General features: G+C 74.0%; 14 protein-coding genes. 11 read left to right on the forward strand and 3 right to left on the reverse strand.

What is annotated here, in order from left to right; all coding sequences use genetic code 11:
• Positions 1-250: 250 nt before the first annotated feature.
• A protein-coding gene (locus tag ACSNOK_RS20035; protein WP_436782096.1) for an IS5 family transposase occupies positions 251-1,083 on the forward strand; the annotation gives its coding sequence in 2 pieces (ribosomal slippage) (positions 251-593 and positions 593-1,083; 834 coding nt in all).
• Between the two features lie 843 nt (positions 1,084-1,926).
• Here ACSNOK_RS20035 and ACSNOK_RS20040 read toward each other — a convergent pair.
• The gene (locus ACSNOK_RS20040; protein WP_436782097.1) at positions 1,927-2,118 is read right to left on the reverse strand and encodes a hypothetical protein; all 192 of its coding nucleotides are present in this window, start codon (positions 2,116-2,118) and stop codon (positions 1,927-1,929) included.
• A 395-nt stretch (positions 2,119-2,513) separates the two neighbouring features.
• Here ACSNOK_RS20040 and ACSNOK_RS20045 point away from each other — a divergent pair, with 395 nt between their 5' ends.
• The 3 genes from ACSNOK_RS20045 (at position 2,514) to ACSNOK_RS20055 (ending at position 5,459) form a co-directional block, all read left to right on the forward strand.
• A complete protein-coding gene (locus tag ACSNOK_RS20045) occupies positions 2,514-3,368 on the forward strand; it encodes an oxidoreductase (RefSeq protein WP_436782098.1) in 855 nt (284 codons plus the stop codon).
• Between the two features lie 152 nt (positions 3,369-3,520).
• A complete protein-coding gene (locus ACSNOK_RS20050; protein ID WP_436782099.1) occupies positions 3,521-3,997 on the forward strand; it encodes a GNAT family N-acetyltransferase in 477 nt (158 codons plus the stop codon).
• A 436-nt stretch (positions 3,998-4,433) separates the two neighbouring features.
• A complete protein-coding gene (locus ACSNOK_RS20055) occupies positions 4,434-5,459 on the forward strand; it encodes a helix-turn-helix domain-containing protein (protein WP_436782100.1) in 1,026 nt (341 codons plus the stop codon).
• A 216-nt stretch (positions 5,460-5,675) separates the two neighbouring features.
• On the opposite strand, the gene ACSNOK_RS20060 is transcribed toward ACSNOK_RS20055, so the two are convergent.
• Entirely contained in the window at positions 5,676-6,815 is a 1,140-nt protein-coding gene (locus tag ACSNOK_RS20060; protein WP_436782101.1) for an AraC family transcriptional regulator, read from the reverse strand.
• Positions 6,816-7,161: 346 nt separating this feature from the next.
• Between ACSNOK_RS20060 and ACSNOK_RS20065 the strand changes: the two genes are divergently transcribed.
• The 4 genes from ACSNOK_RS20065 (at position 7,162) to ACSNOK_RS20080 (ending at position 13,135) form a co-directional block, all read left to right on the forward strand.
• A complete protein-coding gene (locus tag ACSNOK_RS20065) occupies positions 7,162-10,278 on the forward strand; it encodes an AAA family ATPase (RefSeq protein ID WP_436782102.1) in 3,117 nt (1,038 codons plus the stop codon).
• Complete coding sequence (locus ACSNOK_RS20070; protein ID WP_436782108.1) at positions 10,275-11,558, forward strand: sensor histidine kinase; 1,284 nt, start codon at positions 10,275-10,277, stop codon at positions 11,556-11,558. The genes ACSNOK_RS20065 and ACSNOK_RS20070 overlap by 4 nt, the downstream gene beginning before the upstream one ends.
• A gap of 426 nt (positions 11,559-11,984) precedes the next feature.
• Positions 11,985-12,281 (forward strand): DUF4193 domain-containing protein, encoded by a 297-nt coding sequence (locus tag ACSNOK_RS20075; RefSeq protein ID WP_004949312.1) that lies wholly within the window; start codon positions 11,985-11,987, stop codon positions 12,279-12,281.
• Between the two features lie 101 nt (positions 12,282-12,382).
• Positions 12,383-13,135, forward strand: a complete 753-nt coding sequence (locus tag ACSNOK_RS20080) for a hypothetical protein (protein ID WP_436782103.1) — start codon at positions 12,383-12,385, stop codon at positions 13,133-13,135.
• Between the two features lie 48 nt (positions 13,136-13,183).
• On the opposite strand, the gene ACSNOK_RS20085 is transcribed toward ACSNOK_RS20080, so the two are convergent.
• The gene (locus ACSNOK_RS20085; RefSeq protein WP_436782104.1) at positions 13,184-13,648 is read right to left on the reverse strand and encodes a DUF3093 domain-containing protein; all 465 of its coding nucleotides are present in this window, start codon (positions 13,646-13,648) and stop codon (positions 13,184-13,186) included.
• A gap of 59 nt (positions 13,649-13,707) precedes the next feature.
• Here ACSNOK_RS20085 and ACSNOK_RS20090 point away from each other — a divergent pair, with 59 nt between their 5' ends.
• From ACSNOK_RS20090 to ACSNOK_RS20100, 3 genes are read left to right on the forward strand one after another with little or no spacing between them, the layout of a single operon-like run.
• Positions 13,708-14,292, forward strand: a complete 585-nt coding sequence (locus ACSNOK_RS20090; protein WP_436782105.1) for a PaaI family thioesterase — start codon at positions 13,708-13,710, stop codon at positions 14,290-14,292.
• Entirely contained in the window at positions 14,289-14,789 is a 501-nt protein-coding gene (dut, locus tag ACSNOK_RS20095) for a dUTP diphosphatase (protein WP_436782106.1), read from the forward strand. The genes ACSNOK_RS20090 and dut overlap by 4 nt, the downstream gene beginning before the upstream one ends.
• 1 nt (position 14,790) lies before the next feature.
• Complete coding sequence (locus ACSNOK_RS20100) at positions 14,791-15,558, forward strand: DUF3710 domain-containing protein (RefSeq protein ID WP_436782107.1); 768 nt, start codon at positions 14,791-14,793, stop codon at positions 15,556-15,558.
• Positions 15,559-15,646 lie beyond the last annotated feature (88 nt).

Raw genomic sequence — 15,646 nt, forward strand, 5'->3', positions numbered from 1 at the left:
CGCTTCAGCGGGTTGGGGGAGCGCTGGGTGGGGTGCGGTCGGTGCCGGCGCGGGGGCGACCCGGCGCGGGCGCGCGGGCGCCGCGCCGTGGCTGACACCCGCAGGAGGCTAGGCCGGGAGCCGGCCGGCGAGGTGACCTCGCGTGCACCGCTCCTTGCTCGGGGGCGCACGGAATCGGCCTGGGAGGGGAGGAGAGTCGGGCATCGGTGCTAGGCCGTGTCCACAAAGTTGGTGAGCGCGTTGTCTGGTCGTGGTCCGACGTCATGAATTGACTGATCAGGCGTGTGTGGTGATCGAGCCGTTGCTGCCCCGGCCTCGGTTGGGACGCCCGGTCCGTGACCGGCGGCAGGTGGTCAACGGGATCTTGTGGAAGCTGTCCACGGGGGCAGCCTGGCGGGACCTGCCGGAACGGTACGGGCCCTGGAAAACGGTCTACGAACGGTTCCGGCGATGGTCGGCGGATGGCACCTGGGGCCGGCTGCTGGCTCACCTCCAGCAGCATTCAGACGCTGTCGGCGGAGTCGACTGGTCGATCGTCTGCGTCGACTCCACCGTGGTGCGAGCCCATCAGCACACTGCGGGGGCCCGAAAAGGGGGCCATGGGCGGGCGAGGCGCTCGGCCGGTCCCGTGGTGGGCTGAGCACGAAGATCCACCTCGCCTGCGACGGGCAGGGCCGGCCACTGGCCTTCACCGTCACCGGCGGGAACGTCAACGACTGCACCCAGCTCGAAGCGGTCATGGCCGGCATCAAGGTGGCCCGGTGTGGACCGGGCAGGCCGCGGACCAGGCCGGCGCGGGTGGTGGCCGACAAGGGTTACTCGTCCCGGAAGATCCGCGCCTACCTGCGTCGGCGCGGAATCGCCGCCACGATCCCCGAGCGCGTCGACCAGGTCGCCGGCCGTCGCCGCAGAGGCGAGCGCCTCTGCGGCTTCAACCCCGGCGCCTACCGGCGCCGCAATGTCGTCGAACGCTGCTTCAACCGTTTCAAACAGAACAAAGCCCTGGCCACCCGTTACGACAAACGCGCCTGCCACTACCAGGCCATGGTCACCCTCGCCTGCCTACGCCTATGGCTTCCCTGACTTTGCGGACACGCCCTAGGCGAGGAAGTGGCTTTCGTGGAGTGGTGGATCCGTAGCATCGGACCGCTCGGGCGCTTGTGAACGCGCTGAGTAAGGGGACGGGCGGGGCGCGCCGTGTCGCTTTACGGCTGACGAGCCACCGGCAAGTCAACGACGCAGGCCTCTCGAACCGTTCGGCGACGAGGGACCGCACGTCGGCGGCGTCGTCCAGGGTGAGGACCCAGGGGCGGCTGCCGATGTCGGCGAGGTGCGTGTCGAGGGTGACCTCCCGGCTCCGGCGCGGCAGGCGACGCGCGACTGCGGTCCGGTCCGCGTCGTCGGCGGGGCGGGCGGGGGAGGGGGATCAGATCCCGTCCCATAGCGGCGAACGATGTGTTCGTCCTGCGCGCGGATCCACGGCACGTCGGGCGCCGTGGTGTTCCACCGGTCCGTCGACGCACCGGCCGGCCTCAGGACGCGCAGTGCTTCGGCGCCGGCCGGGTGGGTGGCGGGTCTCGTTGTGCCTTCTCCCGCTCCTCGCGGGCGGATGGGCGTCTGACGATCCGTAGGCCGCGCCTGTGAGGCCGCGGGCCGCCGTGTCCGCGGCCCCGTCGGAGCCGCAGCCTGCCTGGGTGGGGTGGGCACTCAGCCGCTGGTGCGGGCTGGCGGGCCGGCCGGCAGGGGAGAGCAGCGCATGTGCCGTCCGGTGGGAGCTGAGTACGTGTACACGTCACCGCCCACGGAAGCCGGAAGCCGGGAACGGCCGCGCCGTCGATCCATCAGTCCATCGGTCGCAGAGCCAGGCCGTCGTCGTCCGCGTGGCGAGGGTGTCCAGCAGGCCGAGGACCGTCGCCGTAGCCGTCGTCAGGACCGTTTCCCGGCCACCGTCCCGAGGACCCGGCGGTCGCTGCCGCCCGTGAGCCGCAGGGTGGCGAAGTCACGGGGGCGGTCGCTGGTGGACATGACCACCGTGTTGACCACGGCCGGCTGCCGCCCCAGCACGAGGGTGGGGTGCGCCGCAGAATTGCGCACCTTGCCGGAGACGGCATTCGGCAAGGCTCACGAAGATGTTCAGGCGGCGTCCGCGTTCCGGGCGTATGGAGTAGTCGGTGCTTACGTCCGTAGGCCGCGCGGTCGACGCGCGGCGCGGTCCCGGGTCTGGCCGGGAGCCGCCGTCCCGACTGGCCCGCCTGGCGTTGGGTGAGCCGGCCCGCCGGGAGCGGAGGAACTCGACGAGAACCGTGCTGCGGCCCGTGCCGGTCACGACAGGGCCCGAGACCGGCCCCGACGGCCCGCGGAAGGGGGCCGGCAGTCCGATCGGTCCGGCTGTCCCCGGGGCGAGGCGAACCCCCGGAAGCCGCTTCCGGTGCTGAAGTGGAGCGTGTCGAGACCGGCCGGGGCCCGACCGCCCGGTCGTCCGCTGTTCGCATCGCACGAAGGGAACACCTCCTGTGTCGGACGACACCAAGACATTCCTGATCACCGGCGTCAGCAGCGGCCTGGGCCGCGCACTCGCGCGGGCGGCGCTGGCCGCGGGCCATCGGGTGGTGGGCACGGTGCGCAAGCCCGCCGATGCGCGGGCCTTCGAGGCGCTCGCCGGTGACGCGCACGCCCGCATCCTGGACGTGACCGACCATGACGCGGTGGACACGGTCGTGGACGAGGCCGAGCGCGACCTCGGCCCGGTCGACGTACTCGTCGCCAACGCCGGATACGGCCATGAAGGCCTCGTCGAGGAGTCGTCGATGGGCGACCTCCGCCGTCAGTTCGAGGTGAACGTCTTCGGAACCGTGGCGGTGATCAAGGCCGTGCTGCCCCACATGCGCAAACGCCGTTCGGGGCACATCATCGCCATCACCTCGATGGGCGGACTGATCACCACACCGGGCCTCGGCTTCTACCACGGCAGCAAGTTCGCGGTGGAGGGCATCGTCGAAGCACTCGGCAAGGAGGTCGCCGGTTTCGGCATCCACGTCACCGCCGTCGAGCCGGGCACCTTCCGTACGGACTGGGCCGGCCGCTCGATGATCCGCGCACCCCGTGCGATCGCCGACTACGACGAGCTGTTCGATCCGTTGCGCGCCCGGCGCATCCGTGGCGACGGGCAGCAGCCGGGCGACCCGGACAAGGCCGCGGCCGCGATCCTGCGCGTCGTGGCCGCCGACCGGCCGCCGGCGCACCTGCTGCTGGGTACGGACGCGCTGCGGTTCGTCCGGGCCGGACGCGACGCCTTCGAGCGCGAGATGCTGGAGTGGGCCGAGCTGTCGGCCTCCACCGACTTCGACGATGCCGGCCGGTCCGCCTGACGCCCTTCGCCCCGCGCGAGGGGCCCCCGGCTCCCGGCCGTTCACGCCGCCCGGCGCACCCTCCCCGCGCCAGACCGGCGCCGGACGGTGCGGGAGTGGCGGAAGCGGCCGTCGCGCCGACATCGCCGAGGGATCCGCGTCAGGGTGACGCCATGGATGACATCGTGTGCCGCCCCGCCCAGTCCCACGAACTCGCCGCCGTCGCCGAGTTGCGGTGGCGGTGGGTGCGGGAGCTCTACGGAACGCCCGACGTCACGCTGGACGAGTTCGTTCCCCGGTTCGTGGCGTGGGCACGGGAGACCGAGGCCTCGCATCGGTGCCTGGTGATGGTCTGTGACGACGCCGTGATCGGCATGGCCTGGCTGGTGATCACGCGGCGGGTGCCGCATCCGCGCGTCTTCGAGCGGGCGTCGAGGGACGTGCAGTGCACGTACGTCGTGCCCGAGGAGCGTGACCGGGGCCTGGGAGGCGAGCTGATCGAGGCGGTCCTGGCGTGGGCTCGGGATCTCGGCCTCGAACGGGTGACCGTTCACTCCAGCGACCGGGCGGTCCCGGCGTACTCCCGTCACGGCTTCGGGGTCTCTCCGCGGCTGCTCCAGGCCGAGGTCGGGCAGGGCCGCGCGGAGTGATCCCGCGGCCGTTCGCGTGTCTTCGCACGCGCGCGGGGCGCCGGTGGTCCGGCCGTCGGTGGTCGGGCCGCAGCGGACCCCGCGTACGTGGGGCCCTGGGCCGGCGCCCACTCCGGTCTCGTCTTGAGGCGCTCCCCGCGCACGCGGGGGTGGACCGGCGCCCGGCAAGGACGCGATCGGCCGGGGCATGTGGTCCCCGAACGTACCGGTGTGGTCCGGGGCGGAGCGCCGAGCGTCGGGCGGGCGGAGGCGCGCTCGCGCGGCCGACGCCGACGCGGTGCCCCTTCGGCGGCCGGGCGCGCGCGGAACCGCGCAGCCGGCGGCGACCCCGCGAGAGGACAGTCAAGTGACCTAATACGTCCCCGCCCTCCCCGCCCACACTGGCCGTGACCGCCCCGCCGCCGTACCGCGCGGTGGGCCACGAACGAGGAGTCACGTGCAGACCGACGACGAGAGGACCGCCCGGACCGGTGCAGACCGGATCGCCGTGTGGCGGGACGCGACCGAGTGCGCCCTGGCCGCCGCCGTGCGGGTCACGACGCGTCAAGAGGACGGCTTCGACGGCACTCTCGACGTACGGCACCTCGGCTACCTGCGGGTGGTGTCGCTGGAGGCGGTCCCGGTCAGGCTCAGCAGGACGCCCCGGCTGGTCGCGCGCGACTCCGCCGACGGGGTCGTCGTCGCGCTGCAACTCGACGGGACCGCCGCCCTGACCCAGGACGGCCGAAGCGCCTCGCTGCTCCCCGGCGACCTGGCCGTGATCGACTTGCGGCGCCCCTTCTCCCTGGAGCAGCGGGAGAGCTTCCGGCAACGGCTCTTCCGGCTGCCCGGCCACGTCCTGAACGTACCGCCGGCGACCCTGACGTCGGTGACCGGCCGTGCCCTGTCGCCGGAACGCCGGTCGCGGGACGGGGGAGCGGCGGCAGCGCTGGCTCCCTTCCTGGGCCGGCTGGCCGACCGCGCGGCGCGGATCGCCCCGTCCGTCGGCGACGTGCTGGCCGGCGCGGTCGCCGACCTGCTGTCCGGACTGGTGGACGCGTACGCCGACGACGTGGACGACCACCCGGGCGCGGCCCGTGACCACCTGCTCGCGTCGGTCTACCGCTACATCGACCGGCACCTGGCCGACCCCGGGCTCACCCCCGAGACCGTGGCCCGCGCCCACCGCATCTCCGTCCGCTACCTGCACCGCCTCTTCGAGGGCGAGGAGACCACCGTCGGGGGCCACATCCGCCGACGCCGCGTCGAGGAGTCCGGCAAGGACCTCACCCGGCCCGCACCGGACCGGGACCGGCCGACGATCGCCGCCGTCGCCCTCCGCTGGGGCTTCCCCAGCCCGGCGCACTTCAGCCGCGCCTTCCGGGCCGCGTACGGGCGGTCGCCGCGCGAATGGCGCGCGGCGGGCGCGGCCGTGCCCGTGGGGCCGGCGGCGCCGGTCGCTTCGGCCGGGAGGACGGCGTAAGAGCGGACGGGGGCGATTCACGCTCGCGGCTTTGCCTTTCCGGCGGTGCGGTGTCGCCGGTCCGGCCGGTCGAGACCGCTCGCGCCGGTGGAACGTGGCACTCGCGGTGCTGTCGGCTGCGCCTCCGGTTCCGTCCCGCCGGCTCGGGTATCCGGTCCGGCCGCCGCCGTAGACCGAGGGGCCGAAGCGTTCGCACCGGCCCGGACCGGGCCCGCCTCACCCCTCCGACGACGGATGCGCCGGCGGAACGTGCAGGTCGCGCCAGGCGGCGGGCGACATGCCGTACGCGGCCCGGAAACTCCGGCTGAAGTGGGCCGCGTTGGCGAAGCCCCAGCGTTTGGCGACCGAGGCGACGGCCGGACCGGGGCGTCCGGAACGGACACCGGCCAGTTCCCTCCGGCATTCCTGGAGCCGGCGGCGCTGGATCCAGCGGCTGACCGTGATGCCTTCGGCGGCGAACAGTTTGTGCAGGAGACGGGTCGAGATGTGGTGGTGCGCGGCGATGCCGCCGGGGGTGAGGTCGCGGTCACCGAGCCGTTCGTTGACGTAGGCGCGCAGCCGCGGCGCCAGGCTGTGACGGTCCGCCGCTTCCTTCCCGGTCGTGTGCGGTGCGTCGTACGGCGTCCCGGCCACCGCCGTCGACGGACCGCGCCCGGGCGGCTCCGCTCCTGTCGGCGGACCGCCCGCCGGCGTCTCCCGTACCGCCGGTGCTTCCCGTACCCCCGGTGGAACGTCCTCCGGTGCCTCGGTCTCGGCCGCGAGGGCCGCGAGCAGGCCGACGATGCCGGCGGCCAAGTGCTCGGCGGGGCGCGGCGGGAGGTCCGGTGCGACGGCGGCCACGTCCGCGACCAACCGGCCCAGCAGGGACGCCACCCGGCCGCGACCGCGCGGGTGGAGACGGCAGAGCCGGCCGGCCTCGTCCGCCCGCAGCCCCAGCAGCCGGCCGGGCACGCCGACGAGACACAGCCGGAAGTCCTCCGCCTCGTCGAAGGCGAACGGCGTGGCGGCGTCGAGGACGACGACGTCGCCCGGGCCGCACGCCTGGACCCGGCCGCCTTGGACGAACGTCGCGACGCCGCGCTCGTGGACGGCGAGGATGACGTAGGGGGGTCCGGCGGAGGAGACCTCGGCGCCGACGACCGGAGCGGGCACGGACGGAATCACGGACGCCGGGGCCACGGACGACGGCGGTCCGCAGACCGTCGCGACGTGTAAGAAGCCCACGGACCGGACCGTGGCGCCGCCTGCGGGCCGGGCGGCGGCATGCTCCGCCGCCGTGGTGAACACGACCGGAGCCGTGACGACGGCTCCCGTGACGCGAGTGGCCGCCGGCCCGGTGGTCGTGGCGGGACTCATAGCTCTCTCCTGCGCGAGGGGGGACGCCGGCGTACCGCTCCCCTTGGCGGGAGGGCGCCGGCCCGAGGACGGTTCCCCGGTCGTTCCAGCCTGCGGTTGCCTCCGCCACCCGGCGTAGGTCGTTTGACTGTCCATCGACAGCCGCTCGTCCCGTAGGTGATCTCCCGTACGTCCGCTGCGTCCGCCTCGACGATCTTGACCGGCCGTCAGGCGTTATCCTGAGCCGCGCGCCGGACACGGCGTGTCACGAAACGTCGCAGTGGTGGTGAGGTCCCGGGGCGCCCACTCTCCGAGGGTCCGCGGCGCCGGCGCGGTACCCGCGACGCCCGGGGAACAGGAGGCGGACGTGACGTCCACAGCCGGTTGCGGGGCCCTCGTGGGGCGGCACCGTGAGAAGGCGCTGCTGGGCCGCGCGCTGGACGACGCCCGGACCGGTACCGGCGGCTCGGCGGTCCTGCTGCGCGGAGAGCCCGGGATCGGCAAGACCGCCCTGCTGGAGTGGACGGAGGCGCGGGCCCGTGCCGTCGGGTTCACTGTGCTGCGGGCGGTGGGCTCGGAGGCCGAGGCGGAACTCGCGTTCGGGGCCCTGCACCAGGCGCTCTGGCCGCTGCTGGAGCGCTCCGAGGCGCTGTCGGCCCGCCAGCGGGAAGCCTTGGAGTGCGCGCTGGGACTTCGCGACGGGCTGCCGCCGAACGGCTTCACCGTCGGCGCCTCCGCGCTCGCCCTGCTCGCGGAGGCGGCCCGCGAACGCCCCCAGTTGCTGCTGATCGACGACCTGCACTGGGCCGACTCATCCAGTGCCACCGTGTTCGCCTTCCTGCACCGCCGGCTCACCGAACTGCCCCTCGTCATCGTCAGCGCCAGCCGCCCCGACCCGGCCGCCACGGAGGGCTGGCCCGCGCACCCGGTGGACATCGGGGCCCTGCCGCCCGCCGACGCGGGCACCCTGTTGCGGCAGCGGCACCCCGAACTCGCCGCCACCACCGCCGACCGCGTGCTCGCGGAGGCCGCCGGCAACCCGCTGGCCCTCGTCGAACTTCCCCGCCACCTGCCCGAGGAGCAGCTCAAAGGCATCGTCCCGCTGCCCGACGGACTGCCCCTCGGGCAGCGGCTGGAGCGGCTGTTCACCGGCCGGCTCCGCGCTCTCACCGCCCCGGCGGCCCGCACACTGCTACTGGCCGCCCTCGGCGGCACCACGGCCGGCGAGACCGGCGGCGCGTGGGCACACGCGGCCGCCGGGGTGGCGGGGATAGCGGGAGCGGCGGGAACAGCCGGGGTGGCGGGAGGGGCTGCCGGGATTGCCGGGGTTGCCGGTGTGAGCACGGCCGCCGAAGCGGCGAGGGCCGGGGGAACCGACGGAGGTGCTGGAGGCGCCGGGGCCGCACGAGACGGGGGAGCCGTACAAGTCGAGGAAGTCGTAGCAGTCGAGGGAGCCGCACGAGTCGCGGGAGGCGAACGAGTCGAGGCAGGCGCCGGAGCCGTCACGGACACCCGGACTACCGGGAGCGCCGGAGCCATTTGGGACACCGACGCCGCCGGCCCCTCCGACGCCGCCGGCCCCTTCGGGGCCGCCGAAGCCGCCGTGACCACCGGAGCTGCCGGCACCCCCGCAGACCCCGCAGACCCCCGCGCCGCCGAAGCCGTGCTCGACGAGATCGAGGCCAGTGGGCTCGCCCGCCTGGACGCCTCCGGGCGGCTCGTGTTCCGGCATCCGCTGGTCCGCGCCGCCGTGCTGTCCACCGCCCGCCGCTCCGAACTCCGTGCCGCGCACCGGCAACTGGCGGCCGCCCTGGGCGCCGACGACCCCCGCAGGCTCGTCCACGAGGCGTCCGCCGCCCTCGTACCCGACGCGGGCCTCGCCGCCCGCCTCCAGGAGGCGGGCGGGCGGATCGCCCGGCGCGGCGGCGCCGCCGAAGGGGCCCTGTTGCTCGACCGGGCGGCAGCCCTGAGCACCGACCCCGCCGCCCGCGCCCGCCGGCTGACCTGGGCGGCGGTCATGGCCGCCCACGGCGGCCGGCTCCGGTACACCGCGCGGCTGGTGGAGGAGCTGAGCCGGGGCCCCGTACCGCCGGACGCGGCACCCCTGTTCGCGTACGCGACGGTGTACGTCGACCAGGGCCACCGCGTCGACTTCGCGTCCTCCTTCACCCTCCTCCCCGAAGCCTTGGACGCGCTCACCGCGCCCGGCGCCGAGTCCTTCGGCGGCCTCGCCGAGCAGGTCTGCTTCAAACTGCTCCTCGCCGCCACCTACACAGACGACGCCAGGGCATGGCAGGCCCTGGAACGTCACCTGGACGGCATGTCCCCGCTGGCCCGGCTCTGCCACCGCGCCTGGTCCGACCCGGCGCGTACCGCTCAAGGCGTGTCCGAGGAACTCCGCGCCCTGGTCGCGGAGATGAGCGAGGAGCAAGAAGCCGGCGGCGCCTGGCTGCTGCTGTGGACGGCCTCCGCGGTGGACCTCGCCGACGACGACCTCTGGCGGCGCTTCACCGGCCAGCACGCCTACGCCACCCAGGGGTCCATCGCCAAGGCCCGCTCCTACCAGGACTTCCTGCGCGGACGCTGGGACGCGGCGGGCGACTGCCTGCGGGAGGCCGAGGTCGCCGAGGAACTCGGCTACCACTGCAACGCGTTGCTGTTCCGCCTCGCCTACGCGCACTTCGCCGCCGGCCGGGGCGACGAGGACGCCCTGCGCGCCATGGACGACCTCGTCAGGCCGGTGGCCGTGCGCGCCCGCATGCGGTACGCCACCGACCGGCTGACCCATCTGAACGCCCTCGCCGCCCTGGCCCACGGCCGGCACGAGGACGCCTACTGCGAGCTGTCCTCGCTCACCCCGCCCGGCGTCCTGCCGCGCGGCCTGCCCTGGTTCCACCTGCCGTTCCTCGACTTCGTCGACGCCGCCGTGCACACCGGCCGACGGGCGGAGGCCCGGGCCCACGTGGCCGCCGGACGGGAGGCGCGGATGGCGGAGATCTCCGCCCACCACGCGTTCCTGCTCGCGGCGGCCACCGCGCTCGCCGCCTCCGACGACGAGGCGGACGCCGCCTACCGGGCCGCCTACGAGGTGCCCGGCGCGGGCCAGTGGGTCTTCGAACTCGCCCGGCTGCGGCTGGCCCACGGCTCCTGGCTCCGGCGACACCGCCGCGCCGAGGCACGCGACACCCTGCGCGAGGCCCACCGGGCGTTCCGGGACCTGCGCGCCCTGCCCTGGGAGGAGCGGTGCGCGCGCGAACTCCGCGCGGCCGGCCACGCGGTCGGCCCGGCCGCCGACGGCCACGCCCTGCTCACCGGACAGGAACTGCGCATCGCCGAACTCGCCGCGACAGGCCTGACGAACAAGGAGATAGGCCAGCGGCTCCGGCTGTCCCCGCGCACGGTGGCGGCCCATCTGTACAAGATCTTCCCGAAGCTCGGGATCACCACCCGCGCGGCTCTCGCGCAGGCGCTGCGGCGCGACTGAGGGGGCGCCGGGGCCCCGTTCGAGGCAGCCATCGGCGCCCCGCCCCGCCCCGGCCCGCGGCCCCGCCACGGCCCGCCTGGGACCCGCGCCAGCCCGTCGTCCGGCCCTTCCCCTGGCTGCGGCCCACCATCCGCATACGGCTCACCCTGCTCTACGGCGGGATGTTCCTGATGGCGGGCGTGCTGCTGCTCACGATCATCTACCTGCTGGCGGCGGACGCCATGCGGGAGGGCAGCTACCTGCCGTTCGAGATCGACCGCATCGATTTCAAAACCACCAGCAACGCCTGCCCCACGCCGCCCAGCGGCCAGGTCGGCCGGGACACGTTCACCGCCTGGCTCAAGTCCTGTACGGACCACCAGCGCGCCATAGCCCTCAACGGCCTGCTCCGCCGCTCGCTGCTGGCCCTGCTCGGCCTCGCGGTGATCGCCTTCGCCTTCGGCTACGCCATGGCCGGCCGCGTCCTGTCGCCGCTCGGCAAGATCACCCGCACCGCCCGCCGGGTGGCCGCCACCGACCTGACCCGGCGCATCGAGCTGGGCGGCCCGGACGACGAGCTGAAGGAGCTCTCGGACACCTTCGACGAGATGCTGGACCGGCTGGAGCGGGCCTTCACCGCGCAGCAGCGGTTCGTGGCCAACGCCTCGCACGAGTTGCGGACGCCCCTGGCGATCAACCGGACGCTCCTGGAAGTCCACCTCTCCGACCCCGGGGCGTCACCGGAGCTCCAGCAGCTGGGCAAGACGCTGCTGGCGACCAACGAACGCAGCGAGCAGCTCGTGGAGGGCCTGCTGCTGCTCGCCCGCAGCGACAACGAGATCGTGGACCGCAAGCCCGTCGACCTCGCCGAGGTGGCCTCCCAGGCGCTCGACCAGGCCCGCGGCGAGGCCCAGACCAAGGGCGTGGAGCTGCGGGGCGAGCGGTCGCCCGCCGTCGTCCAGGGCAACGGCGTCCTGCTGGAGCGCGTCGCGCTGAACCTGGTGCAGAACGCCGTCCGGTACAACGTGCCGGAGGGCGGCTGGGTGGAGGTCACCACCGAGTCCCGGCCCGGCGAGGCCGTGCTGGTGGTGGAGAACACCGGGCCCGTGGTCCCCGCCTACGAGCTGGACAACATCTTCGAGCCGTTCCGCAGGCTCCGCACCGAGCGCACCGGCAGCGACAAGGGCGTGGGCCTCGGCCTGTCCATCGTGCGGTCGGTGGCCAGGGCGCACGGCGGCCGGATCACCGCGGAGCCCCGTGAGGGCGGCGGGCTCGTCATGCGGGTGGTGCTGCCGGCCTGACCGAGACCTGACAGACTCCGCCGGCCGGGGAATTCTGCGACAATGGCGCGGACACGGGTTCGCTTTGGGCGGAATTTTCCCGGTCTGATGGACGCTGTCTTCGTGTGTGATCGATCACACGGAGGGACATCCGGCCATCCACTCTCCGTGATCGGATCCCCCGGGGTAACGCCTGGAAAATGGGGGTTTCCGGGGGTCTTGATCACGGGAAGTACAGGAGATGGCGCTGCCACGAGCGGCCTGTGGACCGTGTACGGTCCGGTTCGCCACCCGATCCGATCACCTCTTCAGGTGTGCGGTTGGGTGTCGATTGAGTAACAGACCTTGATGTGAGGCAAAATCTCCGCCTCGGGTCGGGCACAAGTCCGGCCTCTCACGCGTTACGTGCGCTGGAGACACCGCAGACACCCAGAGGGGGAGAGCGACATGGCAACGGACTACGACACCCCACGCAAGACCGACGATGACGTCAACGAGGACAGCATCGAGGAACTCAAGTCCCGGCGGAACGACAAGTCGGCTTCGGCCGTCGACGTCGACGAGTTCGAGGCCGTAGAGGGCTTGGAGCTGCCGGGCGCGGACCTTTCCAACGAGGAGCTGTCCGTCCGCGTCCTGCCCCGGCAGGCCGACGAGTTCACCTGCATGAGCTGCTTCCTCGTGCACCACCGCAGCCAGCTGGCCGGTGAGAAGAACGGCCAGCCCATCTGCCGCGACTGCGAGTGAGGCAAGGGTCTGCGATGGCAGGCTCGGAACCGTTCCGTAAGCGGCTCGCACGGCGGTCCAGGGCTCTTGGGCGTACGGGGGACGCCCGGCCGGACCGCGCCGTGACGGGCGCGCACGAAGCGGCCGGCGCGCACGCCGAGCGGGGCCCGGAGGCCTCGCTCGCCGCCGCGCGCGGCCACGAAGGGGCCCCCGAAGGGGTGCCTCCCCAGGGCGGGGCCGGGCGATGGAGCCGGGGCGCGCGGGCGGGTCTCACCGCCGTCGTCGACCGGATCATCGCCACCGCCCCCCGCGTCCCCGTACGCGATCTGGCCACCCTGCGCGGCCAGTTCCCGGGCCTCGGCCCGGAGGAGATCGCCGACAAGCTGGTGACCGGCGCCGCCAACGGCACGTCCACCGTGGGAGCCGGCATCGGGGCGGCGGCCATGCTGCCCGTTCCGCCGGCCATGCCGGCCGAGCTCGCCGCCGAGATTGTCGGCGTCGCGGCCGTGGAGCTCAAACTGATCGCCGAGCTGCACGAGGTCTACGGCCTCCGGGCGCCCGGCACGGCGCGCCAGCGCGCCCTCGCCTACCTCGCCGCCTGGGCCGACGAACGCGGGGTGGACGTCACCAAACCGACCAGCGTCAACGCGGCGCTCGGCGGGCAGCTCCGCCGCGAACTGCGCCAGCGGGTCCTCAAGCGCACCTTCCGCAACCTCCCCAACCTCGCCCCGTTCATGATCGGCGCGACCGTCGGGGCGGTCATGAACCGCCGGGACACCCGCAGACTGGCCGACAAGGTCCGCGCCGACCTGCGCCGCCGCCAGGTGTCCTGGGCCGCGCTGCCGCCGCCGGAGGGGCCTCAGGACGGGCCCTAGGGGGCCTGCGAGGCGGGCTCCCGGCGGCCTCGGGGCGGGCGGAGCCCGTCAGGACCGCTCGGCCCCGCTGTTCGCCCGCGCGGCCGCCACGGCCGCCGCCAGCCGCTCGGGGGAGCGCGTCGACAGGTACAGGTACGGCGTCGGGTCGGCCGGGTCGGTGACCTCGATCCGCAGGGCGGTCGGCACATAGCCGCGCAGCAGCATGAACGCCCGGCTGTCGGCCTTGTGGGTGCGCCAGGCCAGGGCCTGCTCCGCGTCGAGGGCCTCGGCGGTGCCCAGCGCCGCGCAGGGGATCCGCGCGTCCCCGGCCAGCAGGGTGTCGCCCACCACCCGGATCCGCGCCGAGCCGTAGGCGCTCACGGCGATCGTCGCCAGCGCCCCGCCGACGACCAGCCCCCCCAGCATCGGGATGGTGCCGAGCGGCAGCGTGATCAGGGCCGTGGCCACCCCGATGAGAGCCGCGATGACCCACCAGGAGCGGGGCGCGGTCAGGCGTTCTTCGTAGTGCTGCATGGTCTCAAGCTTGGCACGGGCGGGACCGGGCACCGCTGGCGCGGGTAAGGTCAGCCCCTGTGAGTGGACGAACGACAGCGCTGACACCGCCGGCCGACGCCGGGCCGCCGGTGCGGCACCCCGAGGCCCCCGCGCCGGGCGAGGTCATCGGGGCGCACTACGAGAACTGCTTCGGCTGCGGCCAGGGCGTGCCGCACGGTCTGCACCTGGAGGTGCGGGCCGGCGAGGGCGTCGCCGTGACGGCCGAGTTCCGGGTCAAGGAGGCCCACCAGGGAGCCCCCGGTCTGGCGCACGGCGGCGTACTGGCGACGGCCTTGGACGAGACCCTGGGGTCGCTGAACTGGCTGACCCGGGTCATCGCCGTCACCGGCCGGCTGGAGACGGACTTCCTGCTGCCCGTCCCCGTGGACAGCGTGCTGTACCTGGAGGCGAAGGCCGTCGCCGTCCACCACCGCAAGATCTACTGCACGGCCACCGGGCGGCTCGGCGGTCCCGAGGGGCCGGTCGCGGTCCGCGCGGACGCGGTCTTCATCGAGGTCAAGGTCGAGCACTTCATCAACAACGGCCGCGCGGAAGAGATCAACGCGGCGCTCGCCGATCCCGACCAGGTCAAGGTCGTCCGAGCCTTCGAGGTGAACCCGTGAGCCGTGAGCCGGTCGACGTCCTGATCCGCCGCCTGGACCCCGAGGTGCCGGTCCCCGCCTACGGTCACCCCGGCGACGCCGGCTGCGATCTGGTGACCACCGAGGCGGCCGTGCTGGCCCCCGGCGAGCGTGCCGTTCTCCCCACGGGGGTGTCGATCGCGCTGCCCGATGGGTATGCGGCCTTCGTGCATCCGCGTTCGGGCCTCGCGGCCCGGTGCGGGGTCTCCATGGTGAACGCCCCGGGGACCATCGATGCCGGGTACCGTGGAGAGATCAAGGTGATCGTGGTCAATCTGGATCCGCGCGAGAGCGTGCGGTTCGAGAGGTTCGACCGCGTTGCCCAGTTGGTTGTCCAGCAGGTCGAGAAGGTCCGCTTCCACGAGGTGGCGGAGCTTCCCGGCTCGGCGCGGGGCGAAGGGGGCTTCGGGTCCACCGGGGGCCACGCCGCCGTGGGGCATGGATTCGCTTCGGTCGCCTCTGACCGGGAAGGACAGTGACGTGTTCGGTCGTCGCCGCAAGCGCAGCGAGGACGCCGTCGAGCAGTTCGACGACGTGACCTCCGAGGAGTCCGCGGAGGACGCGGAGTCCGTACAGGACGCCGCGGCCGAGAGCCGGGTCCGGCTGGAGCCGGAGCCGCGCCCGGACGGGCCGTGGGACGTCTCCGAGGTCCACGCACCCGCCGAGGGCCGGGTCGACCTGGGCGGCCTGTTCGTGCCGGGCGTCGAGGGAATGGAGCTGCGGGTCGAGGTCGCCGGGGACGCGATCGTCGCCGCGACAGTGGTGCTGCGCGACAGCGCGGTGCAGCTCCAGGCGTTCGCCGCCCCCAAGCGCGAGGGCATCTGGCACGAGGTGCGGGACGAGATCGCCGGCGGCATCACCCAGCAGGGCGGTGTCGTGGACGAGGTGCAGGGCCCGCTGGGCTGGGAGCTGCGGGCGCAGGTGCCCGTCGCCCTCCCGGACGGGACGAACGGGGTGCAGCTGGTGCGCTTCGTGGGCTGTGACGGGCCGCGCTGGTTCCTGCGCGGTGTGATCTCGGGCCAGGGCGCGGTGCAGCCGCAGACCGCCGGCATGCTGGAGCAGATCTTCCGGGACACCGTCGTGGTGCGCGGCGAGTCGCCGATGGCGCCCCGCGACCCGATCGTCCTGAAGCTGCCCGACGACGCCCAGATGGTCGCCGAGGGCATGCAGGACGAGCAGCAGGGCTCCCGGTTCGCCGGGGGCGTGGAGCGTCTCCAGCGCGGCCCGGAGATCTCCGAGGTCCGCTGACGGCCTGCGCCGACGGCCGTCGGTGACGGCCGGACGGCCGGATTGTGCCCTTCCGCCGGGCCGGAACCCCTTCCGAGGGGTTCCGGCC

The organism is Streptomyces sp. URMC 126, from assembly GCF_051386555.1.
GTDB lineage: Bacteria > Actinomycetota > Actinomycetes > Streptomycetales > Streptomycetaceae > Streptomyces.

Bases quoted from the DNA above. Each gene is read 5' to 3' on its own strand.
- ACSNOK_RS20075 (WP_004949312.1), top strand. From the start codon at position 11,985: ATGGCAACGGACTACGACACCCCACGCAAGACCGACGATGACGTCAAC.
- ACSNOK_RS20085 (WP_436782104.1), bottom strand. From the start codon at position 13,648: ATGCAGCACTACGAAGAACGCCTGACCGCGCCCCGCTCCTGGTGGGTC.
- ACSNOK_RS20050 (WP_436782099.1), top strand. From the start codon at position 3,521: ATGGATGACATCGTGTGCCGCCCCGCCCAGTCCCACGAACTCGCCGCC.
- ACSNOK_RS20060 (WP_436782101.1), bottom strand. From the start codon at position 6,815: ATGAGTCCCGCCACGACCACCGGGCCGGCGGCCACTCGCGTCACGGGA.